The following is a 12,696-nucleotide window of genomic DNA, read 5'->3' as shown; positions in this document are numbered from 1 at the left end:
GCGCCCAGCTTGCGCGCCAGCGGCGCATAGGCGCGCGCCACGAAGTCGAACGACGGCGCCAGCGGGTTGTGCGTGCCGCCCTGCAGCTCGATCCGGCTGGGTCCGTCGGCGGCCAGCAGGGCGGGCAGCACGGTCTGCAGCACCAGCATGCAGCTGCCGGCACTGGCGATCGCAAAACGGTAGTCGCCCGCGCGGATCGCGCCGGGCGTGAAGGTCATGGCCTGCGACCCCAGCGCCGCGCCGTCGCAATGGGCGCCGCTGATGTCCATCGCCGCATGCACGCAGGCCAGGTGCTGGCGCATCAGGCCGGGCTTGGCGCGCCTGGCGCGGATGCGCTGGATGCGCAGCGGGCGGCCGGTAATCATGGAAAGCGCCAGGCTGGTGCGCAGGACCTGCCCGCCGCCTTCGCCTTCCGATCCATCCAGTTCTATCACTTCCTGTTCTCCTGCGAATAAGTCGTCCCGCACCCGGCCGTCCCGGCCGGGCGCGGGATGGGTCAGCCCTTCACGCATACCACCTGCTTCAGGGTGTAGACCACTTCCACCAGGTCCTGCTGGGCCAGCATCACCGCGTCGATGTCCTTGTAGGCCATCGGGATTTCATCGATGACGTTGGCGTCCTTGCGGCACTCCACGCCCTCGGTGGCGGCGACCTGGTCGGCCACGGTGTACAGCTTCTTGGCCTTGGTGCGGCTCATCACGCGGCCCGCGCCGTGGCTGCAGCTCTCGAAGCTCTCCGGGTTGCCCTTGCCGCGCACGATGTAGCTCTTGGCGCCCATGCTTCCCGGAATGATGCCCAGTTCACCGGCCTTGGCGCTGACGGCGCCCTTGCGGGTCAGCAGCACCTCTTCGCCGAAGTGGGTCTCGCGGCTTACGTAGTTGTGGTGGCAGTTCACCGCTTCCATGTGCGCATCGAACGGCTTGGCGATGACCTGGCGCACCGCATTGACCACGCGGCTCATCATCACTTCGCGGTTGGCGCGCGCGAACTTCTGCGCCCAGCCCACGGCGCGCACGTAGTCGCCGAAGTACTTGGAGCCTTCCTCGAAGTAGGCCAGATCCTGGTCGGGCAGGTTGCGCTGGTGCTGTTCGGCATCCTTCTTGGCCAGCTGGATGAAGAGGGTGCCGATGGCGTTGCCCACGCCGCGCGAACCGGAGTGCAGCATGAACCACACGGAGCCCTGCTCGTCCAGGCACACCTCGATGAAGTGGTTGCCGGTTCCCAGCGTTCCCAGGTGGCGGTAGTTGTTCGTGTTGGCCAGGCGCGGGTAGTCCTGGCACAGGGCCTCGAACTCCGGCGCCAGCGCGCGCCAAGCCGCCTCCGCCTCGGTCGGCGGCGTTTCCCAGGACCCGCGGTCGCGGCCGTGGTGGCGCGGCGTCAGTCCATGGGGGACGGCCTTTTCAATGGCGGCGCGCAGCGGGCCCAGGTTGTCGGGCAGGTCGGCGGCGCGCAGCGTCGTCTTGCAGGCCATCATTCCGCAGCCGATATCCACGCCGACGGCGGCGGGAATCACGGCCTTCACGGTCGGGATCACCGAGCCCACGGTGGCGCCGATGCCGTAGTGCACGTCGGGCATCGCGGCGATGTGCTTGTGGATGATGGGCAGGCGCGCCGCGTTTTCAAGCTGCTTGCGCGCTTCGTCCTCGACGGGAACGCCGCGGGTCCACATTTTCACGGGCACGCCGCCGGCGACTTCGTGCAGTTGATAGTTCATTGTTTTTCTCCATTGCATGTGACGTGGGCGGTGGCCGCCCGACATCTTCAATGCAAATGCCGTGCCAGGTTTGCGGCAGGATAAGAAAAAATCCTGCAATGCCTTGATTTTCAAGGGAACGATTGTAGGCGGCGCCGGGTTGCGTGATCGGCCCTGTTTTTCTAGAATCTGGCGTTCTTATAAAAATAGCTAGAAATATATCCAATGAAACAGGTCGTCGTGGTGGGGTTCATCGGCACGCAGCTCGATGCGGGCTACGGGCCGGCACGCTGGGAAAAGTGGCGGCCCACGGTGGCGCTGACCCAGCACGAAGACCGCGTCGTCGCGCGCATGGAACTGCTCTACACGGCGCGCCACCGCAAGCTGGCCGAATTGGTGCAGGCGGACATCGCGGCAGTCTCGCCCGAGACCCGCGTCAACCTGATCGAAGTCGAGCTGGCCGATCCGTGGGATTTCGGCGAGGTCTACAACTGCCTGCACGCCTGGGCGCGCGCCTACGCCTTCGACCTGGAACGCGAGGAGTACTGGGTGCACATCACCACCGGCACGCACGTCGCGCAGATCTGCCAGTTCCTGCTGGTGGAGTCGCGGGTGCTGCCTGGCGTGCTGGTGCAGACGGCGCCGCCGCGCCGCCAGCAGCCCGGCATGGCCGGCGACCTGACGCTGATCGACCTGGACCTGTCGCGCTATGACGTCATCGCTCAGCGCTTTGCCGCCGAGCAGCGCGACGCGGTGGAGTTCCTCAAGCGCGGCATCCCCACGCGCAACGCCCGCTTCAACGCGCTGATCGACGAGGTCGAACGGGTGGCCGTGCGTTCGCGCGCGGCGATCCTGCTGGCGGGGCCCACGGGGGCGGGCAAGTCCTTCCTGGCGCGCCGCATGTTCGAACTGAAGAAGGCGCGTCATCACATCGCCGGTCCCTTCGTCGAAGTCAATTGCGCCACGCTGCGCGGCGACACGGCCGCGGCCGCGCTGTTCGGCCACAAGAAGGGCGCCTACACTGGCGCCGCGGCGGATCGCGCCGGCCTGCTGCGCACGGCGCACGAGGGCGTGCTGTTCCTGGACGAGATCGGCGAACTGGGCGTGGACGAGCAGGCGATGCTGCTCAAGGCGATCGAGGAAAAGCGTTTCTATCCGGTGGGGGCGGACCGCGAGGTGGAAAGCGATTTCCAGCTTATCGCGGGCACCAACCGGGACTTGCGGCGGGAGGTGGCCGCGGGCGCCTTCCGCGAAGACCTGTACGCGCGCATCAACATGTGGACGTACGACCTGCCGGGGCTGGCCGAGCGCAGCGAAGACATCGAGCCCAACGTGGATCACCTGCTGGCGCTGCACGCCAGCGAGCACCACCAGATGGTGCGCTTCAACGCCGAGGCGCGCCAGGCCTACCTGAAGTTCGCGCAAAGCCCCGATGCGCCGTGGCGCGGCAATTTCCGCGACCTGTCTTCCAGCATCTTGCGCATGGCCACGCTGGCCGACGGCGGACGCATCGGGCTGGACCTGGTGCAGGCCGAGATCGAACGCCTGCGCTGGCTGTGGCGGCGCGACGAGCCCGCGGCCGGCCCCAGGGACGGCGCGCCCGACCTGGCGGCGCTGCTGGGCCCGGAACGCGTGGACGCCATGGATCTCTTTGACCGCCTGCAGCTGGAGTCCGTGCTGCGGGTCTGCGCCGGCGCGCGCAGCCTGTCGGATGCCGGCCGGCAATTGTTCCAGGCCTCGCGCGCCGCGCGCAGCGTGGTGAATGACGCGGACCGTTTGCGCAAGTACCTGGCCAAGCACGGATTGCACTGGGAGCAGCTGCGGGCGATGCCGTCCTAGCGCTGGCGGCGCCCGCGCGGCGCCTGCTATGCTGGTTCCACCCAGTACCCAAGGAATCGGCGATGTCGGACATCTGGCTGGAAATCTGGACCACGGCGCGCAGCGAATTCGCCGACATCCCCGACGTGGGCGAGGCGACCCGCATCGTGCTGCGGCTGGGCATGGCCGTCATCCTGGGCGGCCTGCTTGGCTACGAGCGCGAGCGCAGCGGCAAGGCGGCCGGCCTGCGCACGCACATGCTCGTGGCGCTGGGCGCGGCCATCTTCGTGCTGGTGCCGCTGCAGGGCGGCATGCAGGTGGGAGACCTGAGCCGCGTGCTGCAGGGCGTGATCGCCGGCATCGGCTTCCTGGGCGCGGGCGCCATCATCAAGCTCAGCGACGAGCGCGAGATCCACGGGCTGACCACGTCCGCCAGCATCTGGATGACGGCCGCCATCGGCGTGGCCGCGGGCATGGGGCGCGAGGCCACCGCCGTGGTCAGCACCCTGATGGCGCTGTTCGTGCTGGCCGTGCTGCGCCGTGTCGAGGCGCGGATTTCCGCCAAGGCGGAAAAAAGCGTGATCTCGACCGACGACAAGTAGCGGGCGGCGTCAGCTTCCGCCCGACACCTCGATGAACGAACCGCTGGTGTAGCCCGCTTCGTCGGAGAACAGCCACATCACGGCGCCCGCCACTTCTTCCACGGTGCCGCCGCGGCGCAGCGGGATCACGCTTTTTAGTCGGTCGACCCGGCCCGGCTCGCCGCCGCTGGCGTGCATGTCGGTATAGATCGTGCCCGGGCGCACGCCGTTCACGCGTATGCCTTCGGGCGCGACTTCCTTCGACAGGCCGATGGTCAGCGTGTCCATCGCGCCCTTGGAGGCGGCGTAGTCCACGTATTCGTTGGGCGAGCCCAGCCGCGCCGCGGCGGACGACACGTTGACGATGGCGCCGCCCTGGCCGCCGTGGCGCGGCGACATCCGCCGCACCGCTTCGCGCGCGCACAGGAAGGCGCCGACGACATTGGTGGACAGCACGCGCAGGATGCGCGCGGGGTCCATGTCTTCGACGCGCATCTGCTTTTCGAGGATGCCGGCGTTGTTGGCCAGCGCGTCGATCCGGCCCAGGCGCTCGTCCAGCGTGCGGAACATCCGCAGCACCTGGTCTTCCTGCGATACGTCGGCCTGGATGGCGACGGCGGTCCCGCCGCCGCGCTGGATGTCGTCCACCACGGCCTGGGCGGCATCCGCGTTGGCGTGGTAATTGACGCCCACCGCGTAGCCGCGGCTGGCGGCCAGCCGGGCGATGGCGGCCCCGATGCCGCGGCTGCCGCCCGTGACCAGCATGACTTTGGACATGGTTTTCTCCTGTTCAGGGCTGCACGTTAGCAAACGCGGGCGTTCAGATCCATACGTCGTTGGGGGCGCTGCGCGCGCCGCCCTGGTCGCCGGTGTTCAGCACGCCGCGCGGTTCGATCAGCATGACGTGCGCTTCGTCGGGGGCGCACGGCTTGTGCTCCACGCCCTTGGGAATCACCGTCATGTCCCCCGGGCCCAGGTCGATGGCGCCGTCGCGCAGGTCGATGCGCAGCCGGCCTTCGATGACGATGAAGGTCTCGTCCGTGTCGGCGTGCGAGTGCCAGACGAATTCGCCCTTCAGCTTGACGAGCTTGAACTGGTAGTCGTTCATTTCGGCGACCACCTTGGGCATCCAGTGTTCGTGGATCAGCGCCAGCTTGGCGGCAAGATTGATGGGCTGGGTAGAAGGCATGGCGTCACCGGGGGGCAGGGATAAGAGTCCCCACGATACGCCGCCCCTGGCCGATCCGTCTTGTACGATCGAGCAGGTTTTACCCGGCGCGCGTCACCCTTGCAGCATCCGCCGCCAGCGGTCGGGCGCCATGCCGAATGCCTGCACATGGCGGCGCGTCAGGTGGCTTTGGTCGGTGAAACCGGCATCGGCCGCGGCCTGCGCCAGCGGGGCGCCCGCCGCGATGAACCGCCGCGCCAGGTCCAGGCGCCGCAGCATCACGTAGCGGTAGGGGCTGGTGCCGAACAGCGCGCGGAAGTCCCGCGACAGGCTCCAGCGGTCGACACCCGCCGCCCGCGCCAGGTCGTCCAGGGTGATGGGCAGGTCCAGCGATGCGTGGATGTAGTGCCGCGCGCGGTCCGCGGCGGCGTAATCGGGCGAGCGCCGCCCCGTGGGGCGGCCAGAGGCGGCGCACAGCGCGTGGGCCAGTTCGAACAGGGCGTCGTCTTCCTGGAGCGGATCGATGGGTTCGCCCGCGCCCCGCAGCAGCGCATCGCTGGCCGCATACAGCCGGGAATCGGCGCTGAGCCCGTCGCGGATGAACGGCAGCGGCCGGCCGCCCAGGATCTGCTGGATCAGGGCCGGCTCGACATAGATCATGCGGTAGCGGAAGCCCGCGTCGGTGCCGGCCTGGCCGTCGTGGGCCTCGTCGGGATGCAGCACGATGGTGCCGCCCGGCAGGCTGTGCCGGTAGCCGCGTCGATAGTGAAAGCTCTGCACCCCCGACAGCGTGCGCCCGATGGCGTAGGTGTCGTGGCGATGCATGTCGTAGCCATGGCCGCCGAAGTAGGCCTCGATGCGCTCCACGCGGCTGGAAGGCGCGGCGCGCCTGATCCAGTCCTGCCGGGGTTGCGTCCGCGCCATGGCGTGGCTCCCTTCGGCGCCAACTAGCCTTGCGCCTTCAGCTGGACCAGCACGAACTCGTTGCCGTACAGGTCGATGAAGTGGGCGTAGGTGGCGGTTTCGTCATGGACCGGCTCTTTGGTGAAGCGCACGCCCTTGGCCACGAACCTGCCGTGATCGCGCGGCACGTCGTCGGTGTAGAACACGCCCACCGGCTGGCCGCCGGTCTGGTCGCCGACGCGATCGCGCTGCGCCTGGGTCTGCGCCTGGAGCAGCCACACGCCAACCGACGGTTGCTCCGGCAGGCGCAGGTGCACGTAACGCTGCTGGCCCATGGGCATGTCGACGAACACTTCCATCCCCAGCTTGTCCTGGTAGAAGGAAATGGCGGTGTCGTAGTCGTTCACGAGCAGGACGAGACGGCCCAGCGAATGCATGTCGGGACTCTTTGGAAGTTGGGTGTGCGGCCATGCTAACCCAGCACAGGCGCTTTTTTCGTTAATCCCCTTCGCGCAGCAGGCGCAGGCCCACCAGGGGATAGCGCGTTTCCTGGGTGTTCCAGTTGCGGTACGACGAGCGGGTATAGAGCGCCCAGGTGTGCCAGGAGCCCCCGCGCCTGACGCGCACGTTGCCGGTGGCCGGGCCCTGCGGGTCGTCGGTGGGGGAGTGCGCGTAGTAGTCCTCGCCGTACCAGTCCGCGACCCATTCCCAGGCGTTGCCGTGCATGTCGTACAGGCCGAAGGCATTGGGCGCATAGCTGGCGACCGGCGCCGTGAAGGTGTTGCCGTCGTGGCGGGCCGATGCGTAGGCCTGCCATTTGGGCCATAGCGGCTGGGCGTCCGCGTCGAAACCGTTGCCGACGTCGGGCATGGCCGCCGGGTCGTCGCCGTTCTGGTAGCGGGTGCGGGTGCCGGCCCGGCAGGCGTATTCCCATTCCGCCTCGGTGGGCAGGCGGTACACGCGGCCCTCTTTCTGGGTCAGCCAGCGCGCCAGCGCCATGGCATCGTTCCAGCTGATGTTCACGACGGGGTGGTCGTCGCCCTGCGCAAAGCCGGGGTTGCGCCAGGAGTAGCGGCGGTCGCGGCCTTCGAAGGCGTCGCCGCTGCGCGATGTTTCCGGATCGTAGGCGGCGTTGTAGCCATAGCCGCCGGTGCCGTCGGCCTCGGATTCCGGGACGTAGCCGGACGCTTCGATGAACCGTCGGAACTGCCCCACCGTGACTTCGGTGCGTTCAAGATAGAACGGCCGGGTGATGCGCACGGTGTGCACGGGCGCCTCGTCGAACAACTGCGTGAACCGGTCCGCGGGATACTGCGGATAGGCGGCGGCCAGCGCCTCGGGCGCTTCGTCGCTGCCCATCTGGAAGGTGCCGGCGGGCACGCGCACGAAGGTCATGCCCAGCGAATTCTCGAACAGGGCGGGCGGTTCCGCCGCCAGGACGGGCGCGGGCAACAGGGCGCAGAGCAGGACCAGGGCGGAACGTGTACGCATGGGTGTCGGAAGGGGCTGGGCGTTTAAGGTGCGCAATAGTAGGGCCGTCGCTTGCGCGCCGCCAGACGCGGGGAACCCTCATGCCCGAGGCGCCGCGGTCAGGGCGCCCCGGGCTCGGGTAGAACAGCAGGGTCGGTTCGGCCACGCGCAGCCGGCGGGGCAGGCCGCTGCAGGCGCGGTGGCCGACTTCCATGCCGCCGCGCTGGATTTCGCGCTCTAGCTGGTGCGCCAGCACGGCCAGGTCGGCGACCGCGACGTGGCGGCGCTGCGCGCGGTGTGAGCCGCTTTGTCGGGCTAGCCCGCCTTGCGGATGGTGAAGTTGATGCGCACGCTGCCCAGCCGCGGATGCGGCAGGTCCTTCAGCGGCATCACGCCGTGATAGCGCAGCCGGTCGTCTCCGCCCCAGACGACCACGTCGCCGTGAAACAGCGGCACGCGCGCGGCCCTGTCCGCGCGCGCGTCGCCGCCGAAGAGGAACATGGCCGGCATTCCCAGCGACACCGACACGATGGGCGCGCTGTAGTCCCTTTCGTTCTTGTCCTGGTGCAGCGACAGGCGCGATCCCGGTTCGTAGCGGTTGACCAGGCAGGCGTCCGGCGCAAAGTCCGGAAATCCGGCCTCGGCCGCGGCGCCGGCCGCCAGCCGGCGGAACGATGGCGGCATCGCCGGCCAGGGCAGACCGGTCTGCGGATCGATGCGGCTGTAGCGGTACCCGCGGGCATCGGTCGTCCAGCCCAGGTCGCCGCAGTTGGTCAGCGCCACCGACATGGTGTAGCCGCCGGGCGTCTCCATGTGGCGGAACGGAGCCTGCGCTGTCACCGCGTCCACGCCGGCCAGCAGGTCATCGATCACGGGCAGCGCGTAGCCGCGCAGGACGACGGATTGCGGGCCCAGCGCCACGCGGCCGTGCTGGGCGGGATCGTCGCCGCCGAAGAGGTCCAGGGTCGAGGCCATGTCAGAGCGCGTCGTGGAAGATGATGCCCAGCGTGTGGCGGCGGCCCGTGCGCAGTTCGCTCACGCCATGGCGCATCGCCGCCTTGCGCCAGCCGCGCACGCCGGGCACGGGACGCTGGTTGACGGTGAAGACCAGCGCGTCGCCCTGCTGCAGGGGCAGGACCTCGGCGCGCTGTTCACGGCTGCCGGTTTCGGTCATGACGAATTCGCCGCCGGTGAAGTCGACGCCGGGACGCGAGAGCAGCACCGCCACCTGCAAGGGGAACACGTGTTCGCCGTACAGGTCCTGGTGCAGGCAGTTGTAGTCGCCCGGCCCGTATTGCAGGATGAGCGGCGTGGGCCGCCGCTGGCCGGCCGCGTGGCACCGGGCCAGGAATGCCGGATGGTCCGCGGGATACTGCACGGCGGTGCCCATCTGCCGGTTCCAGCGGTTGGCGATCGGCGCCAGGCGCGGATACAAGGCGCCGCGCAGCGCCTGCAGCAGGTCGGGCAGGGGATAGCGGAAATACTGGTACTCGCCCCGGCCGAAGCCGTGCCTGGCCATCACGATGCGGCTGCGGTAGCGGTCTTGCGCCGCGTAGGCGGCGGACAGGGCCTCGCAGTCGGCGGGCGGCAGCAGGCCGGGCAGGATGGCGCTGCCGCGGGCGTCGAGCTCCGCGGCGGCGCGGGTCCAGTCATGCTGGCTGAGCAGGGTGTCTGCGGATGCGGGCGTCATGATTGCCGGAAAACGGAGAGAGGGTCATGTCCAGTCTACGCCTTGCGTCCGGGCAGGCCACTCCGCTTGTTGCTCGCCCGGCGCCCCATCCAGGGCAGCACACTACAGCAGGGGCTCCAGCGGCAGCATCGACGCGAACCACACCGTCATCCGTTGCCACAGGCTGGCGCCGGGCTCGCGGTCGTGCCGGATGATCTGGCCGTCGCGCTGTTCTTCCCAGTAGAGCTTGCCCATGTCGTCCAGCCGGACGCGGTAAGCCGTGCGCGGCACTTCCTGATTGAACGCATCGGCGATGTGCCGGGCCAGCGTGGGACTGTCGATCACGAAGCCGAGCTCCGTGTTGAGCCGGGCCGAACGCGGGTCGAAGTTGAATGACCCCACGAAGATCCGCTGGCCGTCCACGGCGAAGGTCTTGGCGTGCAGGCTGGAACCGGAACTGCCGAAGGGGCCCATGCTCTTGTTGCGCTCGACGCCTTGCGCCATGCGCTTCATTTCGTAGAGTTCGACGCCGGCGGCGAGCAGGTCCTTGCGGCGCTTGGCGTAGCCGGAATGCACCACCGAGACGTCGGTGGCTTCCAGGGCATTGGTCAGGACACGGACCTTGATGCCGTTGCGCGCCATTTTCGCGAAAGCCTGCGTGCCGTTGGCGGTGGGCACGAAGTACGGCGACACCAGCGCCAGATCCGCGGCGGGCGCGCCCAGGATGTCGTGCAGCTGGTGCGGCAGCATCGCTTCGCGCGGCGCCGTGCCCAGGGTCTTGCGGGGATCGTCGCTGACCATGCGGGTCTGCGCCCATTCCAGGCTCAGTTCCCCCTTGAGCAACTGGCGGATGAAGGGCAGGTTGCGCATGGCCCCGGCGTACGCGGCGGCTTCGGGAGATCGCTCGACGCTGGCGGCGTCGGCCTCCAGTTCCTCGAGTTCGTTGGAAGCCGCTTTCTTGAGCAGGCCTTCCACCGGATAGGCCGATTCGCTGCTCCAGTAGCGGTCGAAATCCGCCGACACGTCGCCGACCGCCGCGCCGATGGCCAGGACGTCCAGGTCCGTGAAGAGCACGCCGTCGGTCGCGCCGAAGTATTCGTCGCCGATATTGCGGCCGCCGATGATCGTGGCCTGGTTGTCCGCCGTGAACGACTTGTTGTGCATGCGGCGGTTCAGGCGGCTGAAGTCCGTCAGGTAGCCCAGCGGCTTGGGCCAGCGCAGCGTGAACGGGTTGTACAGCCGGACTTCGATGTTCGGATGGCCGTCCAGCGCGGACAGCGTCCGGTCCAGGCCCGACGTGCCGTTGTCGTCCAGCAGCAGGCGCACCCGCACGCCGCGGTCGGCTGCCTCGTGCAGCGCTTCCAGCAGCATGGTGCCGGTCATGTCGTCGTGCCAGATGTAGTACTGCACGTCCAGGCTGCGTTCGGCCGCGCGCGCCAGCATCATGCGGGCGGCGAAGGCGTCGTGGGGGTCGGCCAGCGCGTGGATGCCGGACTTGCCGGGATGGGCCGCCGCCAGGGGCGCGATCGCCTGTCCCAGCGGCGTGGCGGATGATTCTTCGGTTGTGAGCGCGTGCGAGACGCTGCGCTTGTCCAGCGAGGGCAGGGAGCAACCGGCAAGTAGCGCGCTAAGAAGGGTCATGAATAAGGGCTTGGCCATTTGCATGACCGGTATTGTGCCTAATCCGGGGCGGATCAGCCGCCGCGTCTTGGTTGCTGCCTGTTTCAGCGGCGGATTGGCGTGGTCTTGACGTGATTTCAAATATGAGAGAAATTCTCTTATATGGAAAACCCAACGACAATCGACCCGGGCCTGGACCTGCGCCTGGCCGCCAGGCTCAAGGCGCTGCGGCAGGATCGCGGCTGGTCCCTGGACGACCTGGCCGGCCGCGCCGGCATCAGCCGTGCGACGCTGTCGCGCCTGGAAAACGCCGAAGTCAGCCCCACCGCCAGCGTGCTGGGCAAGCTGTGCGCGGCCTATGGCCTGACCATGTCGCGCCTGATGCTGATGGTCGAGGACGACTTCGTCGCCCGGATCCCCGAACGCGACCAGGCCGTCTGGGTGGACGACAGCGTGGGCTTTCGCCGGCGTTCGGTGTCGCCGCCGGCCCAGCGCCTGGCGGGCGAAGTGCTGGCCTGCGAACTGGGGGCCAACGCCCGCATCGCCTACGAACAATCGCCGCGGCCGGGGCTGGAGCACCACCTCCTGATGCTCGACGGCGAACTGTCCATCACCGTCGACGGCCAGGCCCACACCCTCCTACCCGGCGACTGCCTGCGCTACCAGCTGTTCGGCGCCAGCGCCTTCGCCACCCCGCCGCACAGCGGTGCCCGCTATCTCCTGTTCATCGTCTGAGCCCCGTCATGACCCATGCAAGCCTTGAATTGACCCTGCTGCCGGCGGATGCCGCCGCCGCCTGCCTGCCCGAACTGGCCAGCCTGCTGCACGCGTGCGTGCAGGGCGGCGCCAGCGTCAGCTTCGTATTGCCTTATACCCAGGAAGACGCGCAGGCGTTCTGGCGCGACAAGGTGCTGCCCGGCGTGGCGGGCGGCGCGGTCAAGCTGTGGGTGGCGCGCGTGGATGGACGCTTGGCCGGCTCGGTCCAGCTGGATACCGATACGCCGCCGAACCAGCCGCACCGCGCCGAGGTCCGCAAGCTGCTGGTGCATCCGGAATTCCGTCGCCGGGGCATCGCCCGCCGGCTGATGCTGGAAGCGCACGCCATGGCGGCCCGGCTGGGCCGCAGCCTGATCACGCTGGATACGCGCACGGGCGATTCCGCCGAGCCCCTGTATGCGTCGCTGGGCTACCAGACGGTGGGAGTGATTCCCGGTTTTGCCCGTGATCCGCTGGATGCGGGCAAGGTGGATGGAACGACGATCATGTACAAGCAGCTATGAGCGCCGTTCCGGCCGCGGCGCTCAGGCCAGCGGCTTGATGCCCACGCTGTAGGGCGGGGCGTTGCCGCGCGCGGCGGCCTTGATCTTCAGCATCGAGCCGCCGGGCGTGAATTCGAATTCCTGGTAGGGGACCTCGAACCACTGGTGAAAGCTGGTGCGCGAGAATTCCGGCACCCACACCTTGGCGCGCTTCGGATCGCAGTGGAATTCCACCAGCGTGCGGTCGATGCCCAGCGGCCGGGTGTTGCCGATGCGGTAGCTGACGCGCAATTCGGCGCCTTCGGTCTTGCCGGGCTGCCAGGTCAGGCCGATGGATTCCATGAATTGTTCGATCGCCTGAATTCCGCGATACATAGCTGACTCCGAAAGCAGTGGGGCGCGGTGCGCCCGCAAAAATCCGCCGCGCGCGGCGGCGGGAAACAGAAGGATTATCCGCCATTCCGGCGTGGCCTGCCGCGGCCGCCGCGCCGCGGGCCCGGCGCGCCGCGCCTGCC

Annotated in this window: 15 protein-coding genes; 4 read left to right on the top strand and 11 right to left on the bottom strand. The window is 68.6% G+C overall.

The window, feature by feature from the left end; all coding sequences use genetic code 11:
• Both ABE485_RS30200 and ABE485_RS30195 read right to left on the bottom strand, forming a co-directional pair.
• Positions 1-434 (bottom strand): RNA 3'-terminal phosphate cyclase (locus ABE485_RS30200; protein WP_346518938.1); only part of this gene is annotated, 434 nt, incomplete at its 3' end.
• A 62-nt stretch (positions 435-496) separates the two neighbouring features.
• On the bottom strand, positions 497-1,714 hold the full coding sequence (locus ABE485_RS30195; RefSeq protein WP_430795484.1) for an RtcB family protein: 1,218 nt from the start codon (positions 1,712-1,714) through the stop codon (positions 497-499).
• 204 nt (positions 1,715-1,918) lie between these two features.
• On the opposite strand from ABE485_RS30195, the gene rtcR reads away from it, so the two are divergent.
• Together rtcR and ABE485_RS30185 are read left to right on the top strand one after the other, a co-directional pair.
• Positions 1,919-3,532, top strand: coding sequence for an RNA repair transcriptional activator RtcR (gene rtcR / locus ABE485_RS30190; RefSeq protein ID WP_346518936.1), 1,614 nt, complete (start codon positions 1,919-1,921; stop codon positions 3,530-3,532).
• Between the two features lie 62 nt (positions 3,533-3,594).
• Positions 3,595-4,113, top strand: a complete 519-nt coding sequence (locus ABE485_RS30185) for an MgtC/SapB family protein (protein ID WP_346518935.1) — start codon at positions 3,595-3,597, stop codon at positions 4,111-4,113.
• 9 nt (positions 4,114-4,122) lie between these two features.
• Here the strand turns inward: ABE485_RS30185 and ABE485_RS30180 are convergent, their stop codons facing one another.
• From ABE485_RS30180 to ABE485_RS30145, 8 genes are all read right to left on the bottom strand, one after another.
• On the bottom strand, positions 4,123-4,869 hold the full coding sequence (locus tag ABE485_RS30180) for an SDR family oxidoreductase (RefSeq protein ID WP_346518934.1): 747 nt from the start codon (positions 4,867-4,869) through the stop codon (positions 4,123-4,125).
• A 43-nt stretch (positions 4,870-4,912) separates the two neighbouring features.
• Positions 4,913-5,281: a cupin domain-containing protein gene (locus ABE485_RS30175; protein WP_346518933.1), complete on the bottom strand. Its 369-nt coding sequence runs from the start codon at positions 5,279-5,281 to the stop codon at positions 4,913-4,915.
• Between the two features lie 93 nt (positions 5,282-5,374).
• Positions 5,375-6,184: an AraC family transcriptional regulator gene (locus ABE485_RS30170; protein ID WP_346518932.1), complete on the bottom strand. Its 810-nt coding sequence runs from the start codon at positions 6,182-6,184 to the stop codon at positions 5,375-5,377.
• A gap of 23 nt (positions 6,185-6,207) precedes the next feature.
• Positions 6,208-6,600 carry a VOC family protein gene (locus tag ABE485_RS30165; protein ID WP_346518931.1) on the bottom strand — a complete coding sequence of 131 codons (393 nt, stop codon included), beginning with the start codon at positions 6,598-6,600 and terminating at the stop codon, positions 6,208-6,210.
• A 61-nt stretch (positions 6,601-6,661) separates the two neighbouring features.
• Positions 6,662-7,654, bottom strand: a complete 993-nt coding sequence (locus ABE485_RS30160; protein ID WP_346518930.1) for a formylglycine-generating enzyme family protein — start codon at positions 7,652-7,654, stop codon at positions 6,662-6,664.
• 294 nt (positions 7,655-7,948) lie between these two features.
• Positions 7,949-8,608, bottom strand: a complete 660-nt coding sequence (gene alkB / locus ABE485_RS30155) for a DNA oxidative demethylase AlkB (protein WP_346518929.1) — start codon at positions 8,606-8,608, stop codon at positions 7,949-7,951.
• 1 nt (position 8,609) lies between these two features.
• Positions 8,610-9,323, bottom strand: coding sequence for a 2OG-Fe(II) oxygenase (locus tag ABE485_RS30150; protein WP_346518928.1), 714 nt, complete (start codon positions 9,321-9,323; stop codon positions 8,610-8,612).
• Positions 9,324-9,425: 102 nt separating this feature from the next.
• Entirely contained in the window at positions 9,426-10,967 is a 1,542-nt protein-coding gene (locus ABE485_RS30145) for a phospholipase D family protein (protein ID WP_430795483.1), read from the bottom strand.
• Between the two features lie 117 nt (positions 10,968-11,084).
• On the opposite strand from ABE485_RS30145, the gene ABE485_RS30140 reads away from it, so the two are divergent.
• Both ABE485_RS30140 and ABE485_RS30135 read left to right on the top strand, forming a co-directional pair.
• Positions 11,085-11,657, top strand: coding sequence for a helix-turn-helix domain-containing protein (locus ABE485_RS30140; RefSeq protein WP_346518926.1), 573 nt, complete (start codon positions 11,085-11,087; stop codon positions 11,655-11,657).
• A gap of 8 nt (positions 11,658-11,665) precedes the next feature.
• Entirely contained in the window at positions 11,666-12,202 is a 537-nt protein-coding gene (locus ABE485_RS30135) for a GNAT family N-acetyltransferase (RefSeq protein WP_346518925.1), read from the top strand.
• A 21-nt stretch (positions 12,203-12,223) separates the two neighbouring features.
• On the opposite strand, the gene ABE485_RS30130 is transcribed toward ABE485_RS30135, so the two are convergent.
• Entirely contained in the window at positions 12,224-12,556 is a 333-nt protein-coding gene (locus ABE485_RS30130) for a hypothetical protein (RefSeq protein ID WP_346518924.1), read from the bottom strand.
• Between the last annotated feature and the right edge of the window lie 140 nt (positions 12,557-12,696).

It is taken from the genome of Achromobacter spanius, assembly GCF_039673305.1.
In the GTDB taxonomy this organism is placed as follows: Bacteria; Pseudomonadota; Gammaproteobacteria; order Burkholderiales; family Burkholderiaceae_B; genus Achromobacter; species Achromobacter spanius_F.
The sequence above is the reverse complement of the archived record's forward strand: the minus strand, read 5'-3'. Positions and strand labels throughout refer to the sequence as shown.